Raw genomic sequence first — 20352 nt, 5'->3', positions numbered from 1 at the left:
CACAGTAACAATCATTTAATAAGGAGTGTAAAGCCGGAATGGGAACGTTATGGTTCAATGGGTCGATTTATACGATGATTAAAGAAAATGATCAAGTGGAGGCAGTATACACCGAAAAGGGGGTAATTGTTGATACCGGCAGCCTGGACCATTTGAAAAATGAATATGCCGGCAATATTTCCAGGGAAATCGACTTAAAAGGACAAACGATGCTTCCGGGGTTAGTGGATAGTCACCTTCATTTGGTCGGGCATGGTGAAAGGCTACTTCGTTTAGACCTCTCTTTGATGGATAGCAGGGAGTCGATCATGAAATCCTTGAAGGAAAAGTGCTCAAAGACCCCGGCCGGAAAGTGGATCGTTGCCGAAGGGTGGAATGAAAATGAATGGCCGAGCCCTGAATTGATATTACGGGATGAGCTTGACGCGATTTCGGCAGATCATCCCATCGTATTGAAAAGGATCTGCCGGCATGCCTTGGTGGTCAATTCGCGCGCCCTTTTGGAAGCGGATATTAAAGAAGATATAAAAGAACCTCCAGGCGGGGTGATCTGCCGTTATCCTGACGGACGTTTAAATGGTCTATTTAAAGAAAGTCAGGCGCAGAACCTTATTTTAGAAAGCCTTCCCGGCATTGATCAAGAGTATATCGAAAACGCGCTCACAGAGGCCATAGAAGACGCATATAAGCTAGGTTTGACTGGCGGACATACTGAGGACCTCCATTACTACAATGGCTTCATGCCGACATATCAGGCGTTTAAATCGGTAATCGAGGACCGGGAAATGGCCTTTCGCGCCAACTTACTCGTCCATCACGAAGCGTTTGAAGAAATGCTGGCAGCAGGCGGCGGCTATCAGAAAGGTACGCGATACATCAAATTCGATAGTATGAAGATATTTACCGACGGCTCCTTAGGCGGACGCACAGCCTTGTTGAGCGAACCTTATGTAGATCAAAAGAATACGAATGGAGTTGCGATATTCACTGAAAACGAGCTTCAGGAATGGGTGAAAAAAGCAAGGGCTGCCGGAATGCCGATTGCTGTCCATGCGATTGGCGATCTCGCTTTTGAATATGTCTTGAATGCAATTGAAGCCCTCCCCCCGAAAAAGGGACAGAGGGACCGGCTCATCCATGCGCAGATTGTCCGGCCGGAGCTGTTGGAGCGGGCGGCAAAGCTGCCGGTGATCTTTGATATCCAACCGGGTTTCGTCCCATCCGATTTTCCGTGGGTGGAAGAAAAGGTTCCTGCCGATCTGTTGGAATTCTCCTATGCCTGGAAAACCTATTTGAATTTGGGCATCATTTGTGCGGGGGGATCGGATGCACCCATTGAACCCTTAAATCCGATTTTGGGCATTCATGCTGCTGTCACAAGGATGAAAATCAACAGTGAGGACCGTACTGTATATGGCTTGGGTGAAAGGCTTTCCGTTTACGAGGCTTTCGCACTGTATACCAAGGGGAGTGCTGCAGCAATCAGGCAGGAAAAACGCCGCGGTGTGATCAATAAAGGGTACGATGCCGATTTTACCGTGTTTAATCTGGATGTCTTTGCTGTTGCGCCGGATGATCTCCTGAAAGCTGAGGCGGTCATGACGGTCATTGATGACAAAATCATGTATGATAAAAATTAACAGTTGCAAAAAAAGAAATGGAAATACAAAATTGTTAGATGGAATTAATGGAAAGAAGGCTTGTTATGAAAGTGGATGAACAAAAAGAAGGGGCGATTTATGCAGCCCTTTCTTACATGATGTGGGGAGTTGTGCCGATTTACTGGAAGTTCCTTCAGGGAGTCGGTGCAATAGAAATTTTAGCTCAGAGGGTATTATGGTCTTTCGTGTTCATGCTGGTTTTATTGATGTTCATGAAAAAATGGCAAGCGTTTCTTGATTATGTCAAAAACATAATGGGAAATCCGAAACTCTTTACGGCATTACTAACGGCGTCACTGCTTGTTACAGCTAATTGGGGAGTGTTCATATGGGCCGTTAACTCTGGCCGCATCCTCGACACGAGCCTTGGATATTATATCAATCCGCTAGTCAGTGTACTATTGGGAGTGATAGTCTTAAAAGAAAAATTGAGCGGGGCCCAAATCATTTCATTCCTGCTTGCAGGAATCGGAGTCTTGATCCTTGGCATTCATTTCGGTACGATCCCGTGGATCTCTCTTGTTTTGGCCATGACCTTTGGATTATACGGTCTGGCAAAAAAAATGATCAAGGCCGAATCGGCGATCGGGCTGACGCTCGAAACGATGATGGTAACGCCCCTGGCCCTGGGTTACCTGATATACTTGATGAACCGGTCAGAAATGCAATTCTTTACAGATGGGAGCACAAGCTTGCTGTTGGTGGGCGGCGGTATTGCCACGGCATTGCCTCTTTTATATTTTGCAAAAGGGGCGGAGAAGATCCCGTTATCGATGCTTGGCATTTTTCAGTATATCGCTCCGACCTTATCTTTATTGATCGGGGTATTCGTCTATCATGAAAGTTTCACCAAAGCACATCTTTTAGCCTTTTTGTTCATATGGTCAGCCTTGGCTGTTTATACACTATCCATAACGAAATGGGGTCAGGCAAGTGCACGCAGGTTCAAAGGCAAAGGGAATATTGGGGCGTGAAAAGAAAAAATGCTTGGGAGATCTCTCCCCAAGCATTTTTTTTATGCCGGTGGTTTTACGGCGTGGGAACTAAAGGGTCATGAGAGGTATATCTTCGAACCTATTTCAGAGACAATACAATCGGAAAGGCTGGCAGGACTGTTACCGGGCTTTGCACGGGGGAAATTTTGTTGGAATTGTCTATAGAAGGAACTATCCAGGAAAATGATATGCGTTGTCAGGAATGCTGATATGGTGGCGTACGGCTTTCTATTGCTATTCAATTCATTGATGATTCCCTGTGCAGTGGTAATCCCGATCCCGTGGCCATAAAAGAGGCCATTTCCTAATAATATCGCATTTTCACCTTGCCATTCAGGAGTTGCCTCGTCGTGATCAGGGTTTTTGAAGTAAACGCAATCACCTGGTAAATAATCCCGTCCTTGGTGAACGATAAGAGCCATATTCCTTGGAGGGCGCCAATCATATAAAAATAGATCTGAAAAAAGATAGTCGAAATTCCTAGGGCCGATTAAATCCAAAATCGCCTTTAAAAAAGTGACGACTATCGCTGTCCCGCATTCGAAGGCATAAAGCCTTCCATTCATGAAAATGTCAACGAGTGCAGCATGGGGGAGGATCCCTGGCTGAAGGGTAAAGGTGCCATCCTTTGAAAGGTGCCAATATTGTTGATTGGATTGAGATTCCTCAAGTGTGGAAAATTCCGGACCGCTTTTATCCAACGCAATAGCTGCCTGTATGACTCGGTTCCTCAGCTGTATCTCGAAATTGAAATCCCCAAAGTTCCGATATTCAAAAACGTTAGAATCTTCCGCCAAGCATTGAAGAGTTTCAAGCGATTTAGCAGATGCTGTACCTGGTTGGATTTGACTGACATCTAACCATTTTTGATTAATCTTTATCATGATCATATCCACCTTTTGCTTATGAAATTAAGGGTTTAATAAAACCAGTAAACAAAAATGTCTACAGGTAATGCACATTATATGAATGCTTGCAAAGAAATGACTATTTGGAACGTGTCCGCCACCGTTGCAGCCAAGAATGATTGGAATGAAAAGAGGCAGACTTAGTTTGCTTCCAATGATTTTCGTTCGAAAAGCTGTTTTGCTAGATATCCTAAAGTGCCAGGAATACCTTTCCAATTAGTGAGAAGAAGCAAATTAGTATTCCTTTTTCCCTATGAATTGATATAATGAGAGAGAAAAGTTCATATGTGCGAGAAATGTAGGGGGGCCAGTACTGCTGGCTGAGATTGCATCCTTTAGATGCTGACTCTTTGAACCTGATCTGGATGATGCCAGCGGAGGGAACATATTATTACTGATTTTCTGTTTTGTATGTTAACGTCCGAATTCATCTTCGGGCGTTTTTTGCTTTTTTATCCAGTATTTGAATAGACCCTGAAGCCCCATTATGTTCCGGCATATGGAACTTATAAGATGTGTAGGAGGATAATGACTTGAATAAATTCTTACCACTGTTAACTTCGTTGTTCCTTTTGGCTGGATGCGGAGCAGGCGGAACTAATGAAAAAGAAGAAGCATCTAAAAATGAAGAATTAAAAAAGGTATCGGTCGTGCTCGATTGGACACCGAATACAAACCATACTGGATTGTATGTAGCCAAGGAAAAAGGTTATTTTAAAGATCAAGGTCTTGATGTGGAAATTATCATGCCAGGTGAAGCTGGAGCCGATAAGCTTGTCGCTTCAGGGAAATCTGAATTTGGCGTGAGCTACCAGGAGGGCATAACGCAGGCCCGCGTGCAGGGCGTGCCGATTGTTTCGGTAGCTGCCGTCATCCAGCATAATACCTCGGGATTCGCTTCCCCTGAGGCAAAGGACATTAAAACTCCCAAGGATTTTGAAGGGAAAACGTATGGTGGCTGGGGATCTCCGGTTGAAAAGGCCATAATTGATTCACTCATGAAAAAAGAAAATGCGGATGTAAATGAAGTGGACATAGTCAATACAGGAGATATGGATTTTTTCACTTCGGTTAAAAGGGATATAGATTTTGCCTGGATTTATTATGGTTGGACAGGCATTGAGGCTGAGTTGCGAAATGAAAAGCTTAATATGGTTTACTTAACCGAATACTCTGATAAGCTTGATTACTATACACCTGTTTTGACTACAAATGAAAAGATGATAAAAGAAAATCCCGAGACTGTTAAAGCATTCGTTCATGCAGCTTCGAAAGGGTACCAGTATGCGATTAAGAATCCTGATGATGCAGCAGGCATGTTAATTAAGTCTGCACCGGATCTTGATGCAAAACTAGTAAAGAAAAGCCAGGAGTGGCTTGCAGCCAAGTATCAGGATGATGCTCCGCGATGGGGTGAACAAAAGCTTGAAATTTGGAAGAATTACAGTGAGTGGATGACTGAAAATAAGCTTCTTGAAGGTGATTTCGATCCTGAAAAGGCATTTACCAATGAATTTTTACCAAAATAGGAGGAAATACAATGGCCAATTCATTAATTAGTATACAAATTATTCCTAAAGGGGAAAATGTCATCCCTATGGTCGATGAAGCAATCAAGATCATTGAAGAATCAGGTGTCAAGTATGAGGTTCACCCGCTTGAAACGACAATGGAGGGGGAGCTTTCCGAACTTTTTGCCGTGATAGAAAAAATGAATGTAAGAATGATTGAAATAGGATCGCCGAACGTCATTTCCCAAGTGAAAATATTATATCAGCCAAGCGGGATTACGATGGATACGTTAACGGAGAAATATCGGGCATGATCGGAAGGGGAATTTGGAAGAAGGGGGCTCCCTTCTTTCTTTTATTATTGTTGCTGATAGTATGGGAGTCAGTGACAGTCTTATTGAAAGTTGAAGAATGGCTGCTTCCCGCTCCATCGGCCATTTTCATTGAAGGAATTGAGTCGTCCCGCAATCTTTACGGACACCTTATATCCACAACGGAGCTTGCGTTGTCGGGTTTTTTTATTGGAAGCTGCATCGGCTTATTGATCGCGGCAATTCTGCACCTTTTTCCAGGTGTAAAGGACGCGGTTTATCCTCTGCTCATACTATCACAAAATATACCTATCATTGTTTTGGCGCCGCTATTGGTGATCTGGTTTGGCTTTGGCATGCTGCCTAAGTTAATCGTGATTTCGCTGGTATGTTTTTTTCCGGTTGCGGTTGCATCATTGGACGGTTTTCGCCAGACACCATACGAGCTTAAGCATTATTTCAAGATGATGGGAGCGGGGAAAAGCCAGTTATTTTGGAAGCTGGAACTTCCTCACTCGATCCCGTTCATTTTCTCCGGCCTGAAAATTTCGGCTACTTATAGTGTAATGGGTGCGGTTATTTCGGAATGGCTTGGGGCAAAATCGGGGATTGGTGTTTATATGACTCTCGCTTCTTCAGCGTTCAGGACAGATCGGGTGTTTGTAGCCATTTTCATCATTATGGGAATGAGCCTGATCTTTTTTGGAATCATCACCTTCCTGGAGAAATACTTAGTTTCTTGGAAGAGAAAGGAGGGCGAAAAGGATGAAGCTCGAAATTAAAGACGTCTCCTATTCTTTCGATGGTAAACAGAATATATTAGAGAATATGAATTTCCATGTGAATGATGGGGAATTTGTTACGATCCTCGGGCCATCGGGCAGCGGTAAAAGTACATTGTTCCACTTGATCGGCGGCATTTTGAAGCCTGATCATGGCATCATTTCACTGGATGGTAAAAAGATAAATGGCTTAAAGGGCCATATCAGCTATATGCCTCAGCAGCCTTCCCTTTTACCTTGGAGAACGGTATTGGAAAATGTTTTGCTTGGAAGTGAAATTGCTGGGATCAGAGATAAAGAAAAGGCAAAATCCCTTTTGATGAAAGCTGGTTTAGAAGAGTACGAGAAAGCATATCCGCGTGAATTATCTGGAGGCATGAAGCAAAGGGCCGCATTCATTCGGAGTATCTTAAGTCCACAGGACTTGATGTGCCTGGACGAACCCTTTTCTGCCTTGGATGAACTGACAAGATTGCAAATGCAAAAATGGCTGTTGTCGGTTTGGGAAGAAAATCGGAGGTCGGTGCTTTTTGTTACTCACAGCATAGATGAAGCGGTTTTCCTATCAGATAGAATTTATGTGTTATCAGCAAAACCGGCTGCTGTCATCAAAGAAGTGAAAGTTCCATTTTCAAGGCCAAGAAGAGAAGAACAGCTTCTTAGTGATGAGTTCTTTCATTTGAAGAGAGAATTATATGCAGCACTCAAGCCAACTTTCACTACTTAAGTAGGAGGCGATTACATTTGAGAATCATCGACAGCCATATCCATTTGGATAAGTATGATGTTGTTAAGCGGAAGCAGATCCTGAATGACATGGAAAAGGTTCAGTTGGAATCCTTGCTGACTGTTTCCATGAATTTGGCTTCTTCGATTAACAATTATCAGCTTTCACTCAAAGATTCACGAATTAAGCCTGCCTTTGGTTTTCATCCAGAGCAGCCCCTCCCGAGTGATGAAGAAGTGTACGAATTATTGAGCTGGATGCGGGAACATAGTCAAGCTATGGTTGCCATAGGTGAGGTTGGGCTGCCCTATTACTTAAGGCAGGAAAATCCCGATATTGATAACTCAGCATATATAGTGATACTGGAGAGGTTCCTGGCCTTAGCTAAAGAGGTTGAAAAGCCGGTTATCCTTCATGCCGTCCATGACGATGCACCCATCGTTTGCGACCTTTTGGATAAGCATCAAATCACGAAGGCACACTTTCATTGGTTTAAAGGCGATATCCGGACAGTTGAAAGAATGGCCGAAAAGGGCTACCGCATTTCGATTACACCAGATGTTTGCTATGAGAGGGAAGTACAGGAATTAGTTTCGGCATACCCACTTAAGCTGATGATGATAGAAACGGATGGACCATGGCCGTTTGAAGGGGTTTTCAATGGGAAATGGACCCATCCCGGCATGATGCATGACAGTGTACGTCAAATTGCTTCAATTAAAGGATTGCCGATTGAGGATGTCTATGAAATCCTTTATCAAAATACGAAAGATTTTTATCATATATAAAGGTACCGGTTATCATATCCGGTACCTTTATTTCGTTTAGAGAAAGGTCCTTTTAACCTTTTCCCAAAAGGAATTGTCTTTTAGCTTAACGGTCTTGATGACTTTACCGCTTAACCGGACCTTTACCTTTTCGACATGATTGATGCTTAACGCTTCATTGTCCATTCCGATGATCGGATAGCTTGGTCCGTTTTGTTCAAGGTGGACGGTCAACGTCTTGGCGCCGCTAAGGATGAATGAGGAACCTAGGGTCCGATAGGTATTGTTATTGATGGAAGCAAGCTCGCTCACTTGGAAGCAAGGGAGGAGGGGATCGACAACAGCCCCATTGACCGATTTATTATAGGCGGTGCTTCCGGTCGGAGTCGCAATGATGATCCCGTCCCCGCGAAAAGTTTCAAAATGGAGTTGATCAATGAAGATATCCATGATGAACGTTTTGGTGATCGAAGACCGGATACTGAGCTCATTAAGGGCATAAAAGGAGGGCTGATCGTCCAATTGGATAGCGATGGTTGGATATTTACGCACCTCGATTTGCTCCCTTGTCATGGCATCAATCATTTTATCCGTATCTTCCAAGTGGAAATCGCAATACATATTCAAGTTACCTGTGGTGGAAATGCCCGCATATAAACAATCATCCCTGAACCCGGTTTTACGGGCTGCCTGCAGGAATGTGCCGTCATCACCGATGCTTACGATGATGTTTGCTTTTGTGAAATCCTGGATGACTTCATACGAATGTTGCTTCGCCAAGTCTGACAAGTATTCAACCTTGCTTAGCATCTCTGCATTAGGAGCATGGAAAAAATAAATATTCCTTCGAGTGTTCATCATGTTCCCCCCTAGTATGTATGGTGATGAAAGGGCTTTCTTTATCCTGTTTACGATACATGCAAATTGTGCAAAATGGACCAATGCATTTCCAATTAGAGGATTCTTTGCTACAATTTTATATGTCTTAGTTTATCATGGAATGAAACATTTTTGTTATTAGTTCGTATGGTAAGAAGGATACATATATTTAAGGGGGAAAACAGATGAATGGAAAGCGTTGGGCGGCACTTGGAATCGCAGCCGTTTTATTTTTTGTTTCTATTGCTGTAGGGGCGGCCACTACTCTATTTACAGCGGATACGGAAAATATCATTGATGAATTATTTGCTTCCGAAAGTGCATTTTACGAGGAAGTCATAGAAGGCGATGATTTCACTAATGTTATTGCCGTATTTGATGTAGAGGGCACGATTCAAGATACAGGGGAAGCCTCATTACTTAGTTCAACAACATACAATCACCGTGCCTTCATGGATAAGCTGAAGATGGCAGAGGAAAATGATGATATCAAAGGAATCATCCTTCGGGTGAATTCTCCAGGCGGCGGTGTCGTCGAAAGTGCAGAGATTCATGAAAAGATCCTTGATATCAAGAAAGTGAAAAAACCTGTCTATGTTTCAATGGGGTCTATGGCGGCTTCAGGCGGATATTATATTTCTGCACCAGCCGATAAGATTTATGCAAGCCCAGAGACGATGACGGGTTCACTTGGAGTCATCATGCAGGGGTATAATTACGAGAAATTGGCCAAGAAGTATGGTGTTGAGTTCCAAACCATCAAAAGCGGACCACACAAAGATATTATGAGTCCAACCCGGGAAATGACAGGCGAAGAACGTGAAATACTCCAAGACATGATCGATAATTCCTATGATCAATTTGTAAAAATCATTGCAGACGGACGCGGTATGACAGAGAAGGAAGTAAGGGAAATTGCCGATGGACGCATTTATGATGGACGCCAGGCTAAAGAAAACCATCTTATCGATGATTTCGGCCATTTGGATGATGTAATTGCCGCTATGAAAACTGATATCGGTAAAAAGGATGCTCAAGTTATCCGTTATACAGATGAGGTAGGCTTCAGTTCATTATTCAGTATGGGTGCGCAAAAAATGTTGGGAAATGATGTGGAAACGGCAGTCTTGACAAAAATCCTTTCCTCTTCAAATTCTCCACGCCTAATGTATTTGTATGCGGAATAGGGGGGCTGAATTGATGACGGAACGAAATGAAAATAATGAACAAATCGCTTCATCCAATCTAATGGCAGATCAAGAGGTTCCCGTTCAGCAGGAATTTACAACAGCCAAAAAGGCAGTGGATGATGACGAAGTCAAGAAAGTGCATTTTGCTGGTTTTTGGATGAGGTTTTGGGCCTATTTAGCCGATTTACTGGTTATCGGAAGCTTGAACCGGATTTTGATTCATCCCATCTTTAAATTTTATGAAGGGACAGATGACCTCTGGTTCTCCGCAGAGGGCTTCTTAACGGGGGTCGTATTCTTCTTATACTTTGTTTTGATGACCAAATTCTTGAACCAAACCCTTGGCAAGATGATTTTTGGACTGAAAGTCGTTGCATTGAAGGAAGAGAAAAAAACCATTTCATGGGGTACGATATTGTTCAGGGAGCTGATTGGCCGCTATATTTCAAAGGTCACTTGGATTGGCTATCTCTTGGCAGGCCTATTACCGAAGAAACAGGCTTTGCATGATGTCTTTGCAGACACGGGCGTTGTGTTGATCAGAAGATGATTTCTTCCATTCATAAATCTGTAAGAGCGTGATTTTCGCTTTTGCAGGTTTATTTTTTTTGCAGATGCCGATAATGATAGGCTGAAGGGGTGTGGGTGCATGAAGTGGCTTTTGTTGATTATAGGTATCCTCATTTTGGTGCTGCTTATTGTTGTTTTCACTAAAGTAAGAGTGTCCATCGATTACAAACGTATCCAAACGAATGACCTAATACATATTAAATTATCGGCTTGGTATGGGCTTTTTCACTATACATTCAAGGTTCCGGTCATCAAAATGGAAGATGACTCGACCACTGTAGTAGTAAAGGAAGAGCAAGAAATGAACGGAAAAACAAAAAAGGAAGAAAAGAAAAAGATTACAGCCGAAGATTTGCGTGACGGATTCGCAGACATTCTGGAGATGCTTCAGCATATAATCGGATTTCATAAGATCGTCCGTCAATTCGCCGGGAAAGTCCAAGTCAAAAAATTCACCTGGCATAGTAAGGTCGGTACTAAAAACGCTGCACACACCGGTGTTTTAACTGGTGCATGCTGGGCGCTTAAAGGTTCCATCATCGGTTTGCTGACAACCTATTTCAACTTTCGGATCATGCCCTCCTATTCCATTACACCAGACTTTCAGAGATGGCAGGCAAACACGTCGATTTCCTGCATATTACAATTCAGAATCGGGCAGGCTATGGTGACTGGAATAAAACTGCTTCGTTATTGGAAAGGCGGAAAGCCGCATTTCAAGTCGAGGAAATTAGCGAAGCTATCAGGTGATTCCAATAAACAATCGTTCTGAGTGGAGGGAATTTAAATGTCAGATCATCCAATCCAAGGTTTAATGAAAGAAGCGATGGAAAATCTTAAAGAAATGGTCGATGTGAACACGATCATCGGGGATCCGGTGGAAACTCCGGATGGAAGTGTCATTTTAACCGTATCCAAAGTGGGATTTGGTTTTGCAGCCGGTGGCAGCGAATTTGTGATGGATGGAAACCATCAAGGACAGCAAGGTGGTTCCAAGCAGCCTTTTGGCGGCGGTAGCGGCGGTGGGGTTTCCATAACACCAATTGCCTTTTTGATTGTCGGTTCCCATGGAGTGAAAATGATTCATCTCGATGAAGGGACGCACCTTCTCGAAAAAATGATGGATTTAGCTCCTCAAGTCGTCGATAAGATACAGTCCATGCTATCCAAGAAAGACAGTAATCAAAAGCAAGGCAGTAATCAAAACCAAGGCGGCAGTCAGCCAGCTGTAAAGAGGTACCAACAACCTAAACAGGATATAGATTTCTAATTGCGACTCGGCATCCGCCGAGTTTTTCTTTTTCCTGAAGTCTTCCATTACACCAAAAAAAGCTTGGATGTCGGACATGTGCAAGCAACATTCACATTTCCTAATTCAATTATTTGCAAAATTCCGGCAAAACAAATATTATTATGCTTGTACATATAGCAGAAAAGGGAGGAATTATTAATGGCTTCAGTTACATTTAAAAACAACCCGATCACTTTAGTGGGACAAGAACTAAAAGTTGGGGACAAAGCACCTGATTTTACAGTATTGGCTAATGACTTATCACCGGTTACTTTAAGCGACTCCAAAGGTTCTGTCCGGATTATCAGCGTAGTTCCATCCGTGGATACAGGCGTATGTGATGCACAGACACGTAAATTCAATGAAGAAGCGGCAAAATTGGATAATGTGAAAGTACTGACGATCAGTAACGACCTTCCTTTCGCGCAAAAACGCTGGTGTGCTGCCAGCGGCTTGGACAATGTTCAAGTCCTTTCCGATCACCGTGACCTTTCATTCGGTGAAGCATATGGTGTCGTCATGCAGGAACTTCGTCTATTGGCCCGTTCTGTATTCGTTGTGAACAGCTCTGATGAAATCACATATGTGGAATATGTGAGCGAAGGTACCAACCATCCAAATTACGAAGGTGCCATCGAAGCGGCGAAAGCGGCAAAATAAGATGTGAATTCAAAGAAACCGGGCGCAATGTGCCCGGTTTTTTGTTTTAATGTTGATTTTGATGTTTGTTGTTTTAGGCTCTAATTTTCAATTGAGTTGTGGTTATATTAATTTCTGAGTGTCGGCCGATTCAGTTCTTTCCTGTTGACGAGTTATATGCTGGCCTCAGTCAAGGCTCGAAAGTCGGACCATTTTGTGGTAAAACAACCTTGCCAGACCACTCTTGACCATTAGGTGTTCCAACTTTTATGTCAATTTCATTAGGCCACGACGGCATTTGTCTTGGTCCTGGGAAAAACCCAGCTTGTTGCCCTGCTCGAAATCCTTCTCGATACCCTTGTCGATACCCTTGTCGAAATCCTTGTCGAAAACCTTGTTGAAACCCCTGTTGTTGCCTGTTAAATTCATCTGCTGACTGAATATCATGTTGCTGATTTATCGGATTAACCTGCCCATGATAGTTTTGATATTGATTATCCATATATAATCACCACCTCATGCATGGTATTCCGTTTGGGCATTCATTGAGCCTATCCAAGTAATAAAAAACTGCAGACAAAATCATTTTCATCGAGTTTGTCATAGTTTTTTTCTTGGCTTGTACAATTTGGACGTTGATTTCCGCTCCCAGGCACTCGCTTTCCGAGGGAGGTCCGCCGAAGCCTCCTCGGCGCCTATGCACCTGCGGGGTCTTCCCTGGACACGCTTTTCTCACAGGAGTCTCGCGCCTTACGTTCCAATCAACTTTGTAATAAAATTTAGATAGAAACCATACCTAATACAGGGCAACAGCCCTACATACCTTTTATTTACGCCTGAATTTTGAAAAAGAGTTGCTCGCGCGAGTTCGTTATAGGCGGACTTTCAAAAGCATGTTAAACATACGAAGAATGATGAGCAGGACGTACAGCTTGTATCTCTTTCGTCTTACCTTTAAAATAGGGACAGAAGCAAACAGGAGGAATTAATAAGTGAAGTCTACCCCAGTTGAACAATTATTTTATGAATTTGATGAAACAGCCCAAATATTGCAAAGTGAACTATCATGTACGTATCTGGATGCCCTGGGTGAAACGGGCGAGAATTTCTTCCAAGGCAAAGTCCTGCAGGAGGAAATCAGTGAAGTATCGAAGAAAAGGTTAACGAAGCATTATGCAGATTTTTCACCAGAGAAATATGAGAAGGAAGCAATCCGTAAAGCGTATCAGCTTGCAATTTTAAAAGGCATGCAGCAGAGCGTCCAGCCGAATCATCATATGACCCCTGATGCAGTCGGCATGTTCGTCAGCTATTTAGTCGGTAAATTCACCAAGGACCAAAAAGAGATAGTCATGCTCGATCCAGCCATTGGGACGGGGAACTTACTATTTGCGATCATGAATCAACTTACTGATAAAAACATCGCTTCATATGGTGTCGAGATTGATGAAACATTGATCAGGCTAGCTTATGCAGGTGCCAACCTGCAAGAACATCCGCTGGAATTTTTCAATCAGGACAGCTTGGAGCCGCTTTTCATCGATCCTTCAGATGTCGTGGTCAGTGATTTGCCGATTGGTTATTACCCGAATGATGTGCGTGCAGCTGAATATGAATTGAAGGCCGATAAGGGCCATTCATATGCACATCATTTGTTCATTGAACAAGGTGTTAAACACGCGAAGGATGGCGGACACCTATTCTTCATTGTCCCGAATAACCTGTTCGTCTCGGAGGAAGCTCCGAAACTCAATGATTTCCTGAAGAAGCATACACATATCCAAGGGATGGTGCAACTGCCGCTTTCCATGTTCAAGAGTGAAGCGGCTGCCAAAAGCATCCTGATCCTTCAAAAGAAAAAAGAGGGTATCGAAGCTCCGAAGAAGGCATTGCTCGTACAGCTTCCGAAGTTGTCGGATTTCGAAGCGACAAGGTCTGTCATGCAACAGATGGATGATTGGTTTAAAGAGGAAAAATAGTCAATGAAAGCTGATGCTGCAGGCATTGGCTTTCTTTTTTTTGTTGAAAAAGTGATAATTTGCAATTTTTCATTATTATTTGGTTGAAACTGCTTGCCATGATAAGATTGTACAATACACTGCACGTTTCATTGAGATGAACATTGAAGAACTAACTTAGAGTAAAGGAGCGGGATCGATGTCAAAAGTCATGGCTATTAATGCGGGCAGCTCTTCATTGAAGTTTCAGCTTTTTGAGATGCCTTGTGAAAAAGTAATTACAAAAGGTATTGTAGAAAGAATCGGCTTGAAAAATTCCGCATTCACTTTAAGCGTCGAAGGCGAACAGGTTTCTGAAACGATGGATATACCCAATCATGAAGTGGCTGTAGGGCTTTTATTGAAAAAGCTGATTGACCATCGCATCATTGACTCCTTTGAAGAGATAGATGGTGTAGGGCATCGGGTGGTGCATGGCGGTGAGGTATTCAGTGACTCGTTCTTGATCACGGAGGACGTAATAGAGCAAATCGAAAAGCTTTCCGAGTTGGCGCCCCTTCATAATCCTGCCAATATCACCGGGATCCGAGCCTTCAGGCGAATACTTGATGATGTCCCAGCGGTTGCGGTGTTCGATACTGCCTTCCATCAAACGATGGCAGCAGGTTCCTATTTGTACAGTTTACCTCTTGAATATTATGAAAATTACGGAATAAGGAAGTATGGGTTTCATGGTACTTCACATAAATATGTATCGCAGCGTGCCGCCGAAATGATTGGCCGCCCAATTGAACAGCTTCGACTGATATCCTGCCATTTAGGGAATGGTGCAAGCATTACGGCCATAAAGGGCGGCAAATCAATTGATACATCAATGGGATTTACACCATTGGCCGGTGTTACCATGGGAACGCGTTCGGGGAACATCGACCCTGCACTGATTCCTTTTATCATGGAGAAGACGGGAAAAACAGCAGATGAAGTGCTTGATGTCCTGAATAAGAAAAGCGGCATGCTAGCCCTTTCCGGATTTTCCAGCGACCTGCGCGATATTCAAGTTGAAGCGGATAAAGGAAATGAGCGGGCAGAACTCGCACTTAAAGTATTTGCAGACCGGATTCACAAGTACATAGGCTCCTATTCAGCTAAAATGGGAGGTGTGGACGGCATCATTTTTACAGCGGGCATCGGTGAAAACAGTCAAACGATTAGGGGGCGAATCTTGGAAGGACTTGAATTCATGGGGGTATATTGGGATAAGGATCTCAATCGAACCAAGGGCAAGGAAGCGTTCATCAATGCACCTTATTCCCCTGTGAAAGTCATGGTCATCCCAACTAATGAAGAAATCATGATTGTCAGGGATACCGTGAAAATAGCTTTGAACGAAACTTGGAAAACATGACTTCCTGTTTTTTGATCTCCTTATCTCTCTGGTAAGGGGTATTTCCAGTGAATGCAGTATATCAAATTTCATCATCGGAATCCGCCTGCTCATGGATTTTATGTCCGCGCAATCCATAGCTGGATCGCCATCATCTATTCTCTGAAAAGCTTCCTTCTATGGTATACTTAAGGGAGAATCCACCAATTCTGTACATAGGAGGCTTGATGCATGGAATTCACGAACCGGGAAATGAAAGTTTGGAATGAAATAAGTGAATGGCAGGAAAAACTTTATCAATATGAGCCAACGGATCTTGCTGCATTGTATGATAAATGGTTGGAGCAGGGGTTTGCCCTGCTTCCGGAAAACGTCCAACAACAGTTTTTTGAAAAGCTTGATACTTGGCTTTTTCATTTGCATGCAATGGTTCAGAGCTCACAAGTTCAAATAGATGCAAGAGAGCGGATTTTAGCATCTGCGCGCGTGTTTAATGAAGAAATCGAAACGTTGAGTGATTTGAATCACTTATCGATCGATCAGTTGAATTACATAGCCAATCAGCATATCGCTAAGCATCGCTTATATTCATTTGCACAAGGCGGGATGAGCGGATCAGGAGGCCTGCTTCTGCTGGGGAGCGATATTCCGGCCATGACGGTCATCAATGTCAGGATCGTACAGCTGATTGCAATGTCTTATGGTGTCGAGGTGAATACACCGTTTGAAATGATGCTGGCCCTTAAGGTATTCAATGCAGGAGCGATGCCAAAGAGGCTCCAAGGAATAGCCTGGGAAGAATTGATCCGCGAGGTCCAGACCGCAGAAGATGATTATTTTTATTTAGGAATCGAAGAACTGACAAACCCTACCTGGATGGAACAGCCGCTCAAGCAGCTGTTGAAAGCATTATCCATTACTGTTTTCCGGAAAAAACAGGTTCGGGGCATACCGTTCATCAGCATGGCCATCGGGGCTGGATCCAATTATCAAATGACCCGGAATGTAAGTGAATTTGCCCAGAAATTCTATCAATATCGTTATTTACTGAATAAGAAGGCTGATGGAGAATGAGTGTCAAAAATCATAAAAAAGCCGTCACGGAGGCAGTTCGCTGCATGGTGATAACCGTCAGCGATACGCGTGATGAAGAAACGGATAAAAGCGGAGCACTGATGAAGGAATTATTGAAATCGAGTGGTCATGAAGTGACGGAATATGTAATCGTTAAAGATGAGCGGAAAGCGATTCAGGATGCGATCACTTCTGGCAGCCAAAGCGGCACGGTCGATGTCATATTAACAAATGGAGGCACTGGCATCGCCAAAAGGGATGTAACGATCGAGGCGGTCAAAGAATTGATGACCAAGGAAATTCCCGGTTTTGGCGAGATTTTCCGTATGCTCAGCTATCAAGAGGATATCGGTTCGGCTGCCATCCTATCCAGGGCGATTGCCGGAGTCGTGAACAACAAAGCAGTTTTTTCCACCCCAGGTTCATCAGGGGCGGTTCGGCTTGCGATGAATAAATTGATTCTTCCGGAATTGGGACATGTCGTCGGTGAACTTCGCAAGGATTTATAAGAAGGATGCAAAAAAGCCACAGTTTTAAACTGTGGCTTTTTTTGCATGGAATAGGCCTTAATTATGCATCTTTTCCGTCACGGCTTGATTGGCACGATACCAAAGCCATAAATCATTGATGATGGAAGCAAGTTCCGCAATTTCGGAATTGAGCTGGCATGATTTGGCGAAATTACTCTCATCGGAGAGCCGAAACTGCTTACGGTTAATCGTGGATTCCAGTTCCTTGATGCGGTCCGGGATACTTCCGCGGATATTCTCCCAATGTACGAGTATTTGCTGTTGCTCGCCTTTTGTATATTCATCCCACTCCAGATTCAAATCGGGAATTGAGATGCCGAGCCTTTCATCATAGATAAATAGTTCTTTCATATGCCCTCCGTTTTTCGATTTATCATACTCCTAGTTTACTATATTCCCGCGGAACCAGCCAATGTGTAAATTCCTTGAAAATATTAGCGGATTATTTAGCAAAATCTTTAAAATACCCCTTGTATTCCATTAATAAAGATGATAAAGTACTAATCATAGATTGAATAAAAATAACAAACGATGAATTTTTATTCACACGAAAGGACGATGGAAATGGAAAATCAAAAAGTTGTTTTAGCATATTCCGGAGGTTTGGATACTTCCGTTGCAATTAAATGGTTACAAGATCAAGGGTACGAGGTTGTTGCATGCTGCCTGGATGTCGGAGAAGGAAAAGATTTGGACTTCATTAAAGAAAAAGCGATCACTGTTGGTGCGGTAAGTTCATATGTCATTGATGCGAAGGACGAATTCGCTGATGAATTCGCATTGACGGCTCTTCAGGCGCATACTTTGTATGAAGGGAAATATCCATTGGTATCGGCTTTATCACGTCCGCTGATCGCGAAGAAATTAGTGGAAGTGGCTGAAGCGGAAAACGCGGTAGCCGTTGCGCACGGTTGTACGGGAAAAGGAAATGACCAAGTGCGTTTCGAAGTATCCATCTCTGCCTTGAACCCTAATTTGCAAGTTCTAGCACCTGTTCGTGACTGGAAATGGTCTCGTGAAGAGGAGATTGAATATGCAGCGAAAAATGGCATTCCAGTTCCGATTGGCATGGCGAGCCCGTTCTCGATTGACCAAAACCTTTGGGGAAGAAGTAATGAATGCGGGATCCTGGAAGATCCTTGGGCAGCTCCGCCGGAAGAGGCATATGATTTGACTGCAAGCCTTGAATGTACGCCAGATACTGCCGATATCATCGAGATTGGTTTTGAACAAGGTGTGCCGGTTACATTGAATGATAAAAACTATAAATTGGCTGACCTGATCGTCGAGTTGAATCAAATTGCCGGCAAACACGGAGTTGGACGTATCGATCACGTTGAAAATAGATTAGTAGGAATCAAATCACGTGAAGTCTATGAAGCTCCTGGTGCGATGACATTGATAGCTGCACACAAAGAACTTGAAGATATCACGCTTGTAAAAGAACTGGCTCACTTCAAACCGGTGATCGAGAAGAAAATGACTGAATTGATTTATGAGGGACTTTGGTTCTCTCCGCTTCAAAAAGCTTTGGCTGCATTCCTGAAAGAAACACAAGTGAATGTAACGGGTACAGTCCGTGTGAAACTATTCAAAGGTCATGCGATTGTTGAAGGAAGAAAATCCGAGTACTCCCTATATGACGAAAAATTGGCTACCTATACAAAAGCAGACGAATTCGATCATGATGCAGCAGTTGGATTCATTAAGTTATGGGGACTTCCAACGAAAGTGAACAGCATGGTCAATAACAAGAAGGTGACAGTGTGAGCAGCAAGCTTTGGGGAGGAAGATTCACGAAATCTGCCGAAGAATGGGTAGATGAATTTGGAGCTTCCATTTCCTTTGACCAGGAACTTGTCCTTGAAGATATTCAAGGCAGTTTAGCTCATGTAACCATGTTAAAGCAATGCAGCATTTTACCTGAAGAAGATGCGGATCAGATCATTGCGGGGCTGAAAAGTTTACAGGAAAAAGCTGAGAAGGGTAAATTAACTTTTAAGGTTGAGATGGAAGATATCCACCTCAACCTGGAAAGTATGCTAATAAGCGAAATCGGTCCGGTTGGCGGAAAGCTTCATACAGGAAGAAGCCGTAATGACCAAGTTGCAACCGACCTTCATCTGTATATGCGGAACCAAACGAAAGTGATTCTGGAACTCATCAATGATTTGCAAAAAGCGATTTTGGGACAATCCAAGAAAAATGTGGAAACACTAATTCCGGGTTATACACATTTGCAGCGTGCACAGCCCATTTCATTTGCCCACCACTTAATGGCTTATTTTTGGATGCTTGAGCGTGATAAGCAGCGCTTCACCGAGAGTTTCAAAAGGATCAACATTTCCCCATTGGGTGCTGGGGCATTAGCTGGGACGACTTTCCCGATTGATCGTGCCCTCAGTGCGGAGCTATTGGGGTTTGAGGGAATTTACGAAAACAGCCTTGATGCGGTGAGTGATCGTGATTTTGCCATTGAATTCATGAGCAACAGTGCGACAATGATGATGCATTTATCCCGTTTCAGCGAAGAAATCATTCTCTGGTCAAGCCAGGAATTCCAATTCATTGAATTGGATGATGCGTTTTCCACGGGAAGCAGCATCATGCCGCAAAAGAAAAACCCTGACATGGCGGAATTGATCCGTGGTAAAACAGGACGGGTTTATGGGAACCTAACAGGGTTATTGACTGTTTTGAAAGGACTGCCGCTTGCTTATAACAAAGATATGCAAGAAGATAAAGAAGGCGTTTTTGATACGGTTAAGACCATTGTTGGTTCACTTAAAATATTTGCCGGCATGATTTCAACGATGAAAGTGAAAACGGAAGTAATGGAAAAAGCAACAAAAAATGACTTCTCGAATGCGACGGAATTAGCTGATTACCTGGCTTCAAAGGGTATGCCTTTCCGTGAGGCGCATGAAGTGGTCGGGAAGCTTGTATTGTTCTGTGTCCAGAATGGCTGCTATTTAGTGGACCTGAGCATTGAACAATTCCAGGAAGCTTCCGAGTTGTTTGATCAAGATATTTATGATGCATTAAATCCTTATGAGGCAGTTAAACGCCGTAACAGTGCGGGCGGTACAGGCTTTGCCCAAGTCTTGCTGGCGATTGAAAAAGCGGAAAAACTGGTAAGTGAATTATAGGAAAAAGCTCGTTCACCAATTTGGCG

At 43.3% G+C, this 20352-nt stretch carries 22 protein-coding genes and 1 riboswitch; of the genes, 18 read left to right on the top strand and 4 right to left on the bottom strand.

Annotation, left to right across the window (positions count from 1 at the left end):
• The first annotated feature begins 38 nt into the window (after positions 1 to 38).
• Positions 39 to 1640, top strand: coding sequence for an amidohydrolase (locus ACIQYG_RS02520; RefSeq protein ID WP_402835328.1), 1602 nt, complete (start codon positions 39 to 41; stop codon positions 1638 to 1640).
• A gap of 65 nt (positions 1641 to 1705) precedes the next feature.
• On the top strand, positions 1706 to 2635 hold the full coding sequence (gene rarD / locus ACIQYG_RS02515) for an EamA family transporter RarD (RefSeq protein ID WP_350299719.1): 930 nt from the start codon (positions 1706 to 1708) through the stop codon (positions 2633 to 2635).
• Between the two features lie 77 nt (positions 2636 to 2712).
• Here rarD and ACIQYG_RS02510 read toward each other — a convergent pair whose 3' ends face one another.
• Positions 2713 to 3540, bottom strand: a complete 828-nt coding sequence (locus tag ACIQYG_RS02510; RefSeq protein ID WP_402835327.1) for a protein-glutamine gamma-glutamyltransferase — start codon at positions 3538 to 3540, stop codon at positions 2713 to 2715.
• 314 nt (positions 3541 to 3854) lie between these two features.
• Positions 3855 to 3964: riboswitch (TPP riboswitch) on the top strand.
• A 133-nt stretch (positions 3965 to 4097) separates the two neighbouring features.
• Here ACIQYG_RS02510 and ACIQYG_RS02505 point away from each other — a divergent pair.
• Genes ACIQYG_RS02505 through ACIQYG_RS02485 form a run of 5 tightly spaced genes read left to right on the top strand, consistent with a single transcriptional unit; the run spans position 4098 to position 7683 of the window.
• The gene (locus ACIQYG_RS02505) at positions 4098 to 5093 is read left to right on the top strand and encodes an ABC transporter substrate-binding protein (protein WP_402835326.1); all 996 of its coding nucleotides are present in this window, start codon (positions 4098 to 4100) and stop codon (positions 5091 to 5093) included.
• Between the two features lie 11 nt (positions 5094 to 5104).
• Entirely contained in the window at positions 5105 to 5389 is a 285-nt protein-coding gene (locus ACIQYG_RS02500) for a thiamine-binding protein (protein WP_034309193.1), read from the top strand.
• Positions 5386 to 6168, top strand: a complete 783-nt coding sequence (locus tag ACIQYG_RS02495; protein WP_402835325.1) for an ABC transporter permease — start codon at positions 5386 to 5388, stop codon at positions 6166 to 6168. The genes ACIQYG_RS02500 and ACIQYG_RS02495 overlap by 4 nt, the downstream gene beginning before the upstream one ends.
• Positions 6152 to 6895, top strand: coding sequence for an ABC transporter ATP-binding protein (locus tag ACIQYG_RS02490; RefSeq protein ID WP_402835324.1), 744 nt, complete (start codon positions 6152 to 6154; stop codon positions 6893 to 6895). The genes ACIQYG_RS02495 and ACIQYG_RS02490 overlap by 17 nt, the downstream gene beginning before the upstream one ends.
• A 17-nt stretch (positions 6896 to 6912) precedes the next feature.
• On the top strand, positions 6913 to 7683 hold the full coding sequence (locus ACIQYG_RS02485; protein ID WP_402835323.1) for a TatD family hydrolase: 771 nt from the start codon (positions 6913 to 6915) through the stop codon (positions 7681 to 7683).
• Between the two features lie 36 nt (positions 7684 to 7719).
• On the opposite strand, the gene ACIQYG_RS02480 is transcribed toward ACIQYG_RS02485, so the two are convergent.
• Entirely contained in the window at positions 7720 to 8520 is an 801-nt protein-coding gene (locus ACIQYG_RS02480; protein WP_402835490.1) for an NAD kinase, read from the bottom strand.
• Between the two features lie 206 nt (positions 8521 to 8726).
• Between ACIQYG_RS02480 and sppA the strand changes: the two genes are divergently transcribed.
• The 5 genes from sppA (at position 8727) to tpx (ending at position 12252) form a co-directional block, all read left to right on the top strand.
• Entirely contained in the window at positions 8727 to 9728 is a 1002-nt protein-coding gene (gene sppA, locus ACIQYG_RS02475; protein ID WP_402835322.1) for a signal peptide peptidase SppA, read from the top strand.
• A 13-nt stretch (positions 9729 to 9741) separates the two neighbouring features.
• Positions 9742 to 10281, top strand: a complete 540-nt coding sequence (locus ACIQYG_RS02470; protein ID WP_402835321.1) for an RDD family protein — start codon at positions 9742 to 9744, stop codon at positions 10279 to 10281.
• Between the two features lie 99 nt (positions 10282 to 10380).
• Positions 10381 to 11073, top strand: a complete 693-nt coding sequence (locus ACIQYG_RS02465) for a DUF2953 domain-containing protein (protein ID WP_402835320.1) — start codon at positions 10381 to 10383, stop codon at positions 11071 to 11073.
• Between the two features lie 15 nt (positions 11074 to 11088).
• Complete coding sequence (gene ytfJ, locus ACIQYG_RS02460) at positions 11089 to 11571, top strand: GerW family sporulation protein (RefSeq protein WP_402835319.1); 483 nt, start codon at positions 11089 to 11091, stop codon at positions 11569 to 11571.
• Positions 11572 to 11751: 180 nt separating this feature from the next.
• Positions 11752 to 12252 (top strand): thiol peroxidase, encoded by a 501-nt coding sequence (gene tpx / locus ACIQYG_RS02455; protein ID WP_034309176.1) that lies wholly within the window; start codon positions 11752 to 11754, stop codon positions 12250 to 12252.
• A gap of 169 nt (positions 12253 to 12421) precedes the next feature.
• Here the strand turns inward: tpx and ACIQYG_RS02450 are convergent, their stop codons facing one another.
• Positions 12422 to 12733: a hypothetical protein gene (locus ACIQYG_RS02450; protein ID WP_095390785.1), complete on the bottom strand. Its 312-nt coding sequence runs from the start codon at positions 12731 to 12733 to the stop codon at positions 12422 to 12424.
• 490 nt (positions 12734 to 13223) lie between these two features.
• On the opposite strand from ACIQYG_RS02450, the gene ACIQYG_RS02445 reads away from it, so the two are divergent.
• From ACIQYG_RS02445 to ACIQYG_RS02430, 4 genes are all read left to right on the top strand, one after another.
• Positions 13224 to 14210 carry a class I SAM-dependent methyltransferase gene (locus tag ACIQYG_RS02445; protein WP_402835318.1) on the top strand — a complete coding sequence of 329 codons (987 nt, stop codon included), beginning with the start codon at positions 13224 to 13226 and terminating at the stop codon, positions 14208 to 14210.
• A 178-nt stretch (positions 14211 to 14388) separates the two neighbouring features.
• Positions 14389 to 15594 (top strand): acetate kinase, encoded by a 1206-nt coding sequence (locus ACIQYG_RS02440; protein WP_402835317.1) that lies wholly within the window; start codon positions 14389 to 14391, stop codon positions 15592 to 15594.
• Positions 15595 to 15804: 210 nt separating this feature from the next.
• Positions 15805 to 16647, top strand: a complete 843-nt coding sequence (locus tag ACIQYG_RS02435) for an EcsC family protein (RefSeq protein WP_402835316.1) — start codon at positions 15805 to 15807, stop codon at positions 16645 to 16647.
• Positions 16644 to 17156, top strand: a complete 513-nt coding sequence (locus tag ACIQYG_RS02430; RefSeq protein ID WP_402835315.1) for a MogA/MoaB family molybdenum cofactor biosynthesis protein — start codon at positions 16644 to 16646, stop codon at positions 17154 to 17156. Before ACIQYG_RS02435 ends, ACIQYG_RS02430 begins: the two co-directional genes overlap by 4 nt.
• 57 nt (positions 17157 to 17213) lie before the next feature.
• On the opposite strand, the gene ACIQYG_RS02425 is transcribed toward ACIQYG_RS02430, so the two are convergent.
• On the bottom strand, positions 17214 to 17528 hold the full coding sequence (locus ACIQYG_RS02425; RefSeq protein ID WP_402835314.1) for a hypothetical protein: 315 nt from the start codon (positions 17526 to 17528) through the stop codon (positions 17214 to 17216).
• Between the two features lie 213 nt (positions 17529 to 17741).
• Here ACIQYG_RS02425 and ACIQYG_RS02420 point away from each other — a divergent pair, with 213 nt between their 5' ends.
• Together ACIQYG_RS02420 and argH are read left to right on the top strand one after the other, a co-directional pair.
• A complete protein-coding gene (locus tag ACIQYG_RS02420) occupies positions 17742 to 18947 on the top strand; it encodes an argininosuccinate synthase (RefSeq protein WP_402835313.1) in 1206 nt (401 codons plus the stop codon).
• Positions 18944 to 20326, top strand: coding sequence for an argininosuccinate lyase (gene argH, locus ACIQYG_RS02415; RefSeq protein WP_402835312.1), 1383 nt, complete (start codon positions 18944 to 18946; stop codon positions 20324 to 20326). The genes ACIQYG_RS02420 and argH overlap by 4 nt, the downstream gene beginning before the upstream one ends.
• Positions 20327 to 20352: the final 26 nt, after the last annotated feature.

The organism is Peribacillus sp. NPDC096622 (genome assembly GCF_044762665.1).
Lineage (GTDB): Bacteria > Bacillota > Bacilli > Bacillales > DSM-1321 > Peribacillus > Peribacillus frigoritolerans_B.
Note: the sequence above shows the minus strand (reverse complement) of the source record. Positions and strands in the feature narration are given on the sequence as shown.

What these genes read in the sequence shown, in the direction of transcription:
- ACIQYG_RS02520 (WP_402835328.1), top strand. Translation starts at nt 39, where the DNA reads ATGGGAACGTTATGGTTCAATGGGTCGATTTATACGATGATTAAAGAA.
- rarD (WP_350299719.1), top strand. Translation starts at nt 1,706, where the DNA reads ATGAAAGTGGATGAACAAAAAGAAGGGGCGATTTATGCAGCCCTTTCT.
- ACIQYG_RS02510 (WP_402835327.1), bottom strand. Translation starts at nt 3,540, where the DNA reads ATGATAAAGATTAATCAAAAATGGTTAGATGTCAGTCAAATCCAACCA.
- ACIQYG_RS02500 (WP_034309193.1), top strand. Translation starts at nt 5,105, where the DNA reads ATGGCCAATTCATTAATTAGTATACAAATTATTCCTAAAGGGGAAAAT.
- ACIQYG_RS02495 (WP_402835325.1), top strand. Translation starts at nt 5,386, where the DNA reads ATGATCGGAAGGGGAATTTGGAAGAAGGGGGCTCCCTTCTTTCTTTTA.
- ACIQYG_RS02490 (WP_402835324.1), top strand. Translation starts at nt 6,152, where the DNA reads ATGAAGCTCGAAATTAAAGACGTCTCCTATTCTTTCGATGGTAAACAG.
- ACIQYG_RS02480 (WP_402835490.1), bottom strand. Translation starts at nt 8,520, where the DNA reads ATGAACACTCGAAGGAATATTTATTTTTTCCATGCTCCTAATGCAGAG.
- sppA (WP_402835322.1), top strand. Translation starts at nt 8,727, where the DNA reads ATGAATGGAAAGCGTTGGGCGGCACTTGGAATCGCAGCCGTTTTATTT.
- ACIQYG_RS02470 (WP_402835321.1), top strand. Translation starts at nt 9,742, where the DNA reads ATGACGGAACGAAATGAAAATAATGAACAAATCGCTTCATCCAATCTA.
- ACIQYG_RS02465 (WP_402835320.1), top strand. Translation starts at nt 10,381, where the DNA reads ATGAAGTGGCTTTTGTTGATTATAGGTATCCTCATTTTGGTGCTGCTT.
- ytfJ (WP_402835319.1), top strand. Translation starts at nt 11,089, where the DNA reads ATGTCAGATCATCCAATCCAAGGTTTAATGAAAGAAGCGATGGAAAAT.
- tpx (WP_034309176.1), top strand. Translation starts at nt 11,752, where the DNA reads ATGGCTTCAGTTACATTTAAAAACAACCCGATCACTTTAGTGGGACAA.
- ACIQYG_RS02450 (WP_095390785.1), bottom strand. Translation starts at nt 12,733, where the DNA reads ATGGATAATCAATATCAAAACTATCATGGGCAGGTTAATCCGATAAAT.
- ACIQYG_RS02440 (WP_402835317.1), top strand. Translation starts at nt 14,389, where the DNA reads ATGTCAAAAGTCATGGCTATTAATGCGGGCAGCTCTTCATTGAAGTTT.
- ACIQYG_RS02435 (WP_402835316.1), top strand. Translation starts at nt 15,805, where the DNA reads ATGGAATTCACGAACCGGGAAATGAAAGTTTGGAATGAAATAAGTGAA.
- ACIQYG_RS02430 (WP_402835315.1), top strand. Translation starts at nt 16,644, where the DNA reads ATGAGTGTCAAAAATCATAAAAAAGCCGTCACGGAGGCAGTTCGCTGC.
- ACIQYG_RS02425 (WP_402835314.1), bottom strand. Translation starts at nt 17,528, where the DNA reads ATGAAAGAACTATTTATCTATGATGAAAGGCTCGGCATCTCAATTCCC.
- ACIQYG_RS02420 (WP_402835313.1), top strand. Translation starts at nt 17,742, where the DNA reads ATGGAAAATCAAAAAGTTGTTTTAGCATATTCCGGAGGTTTGGATACT.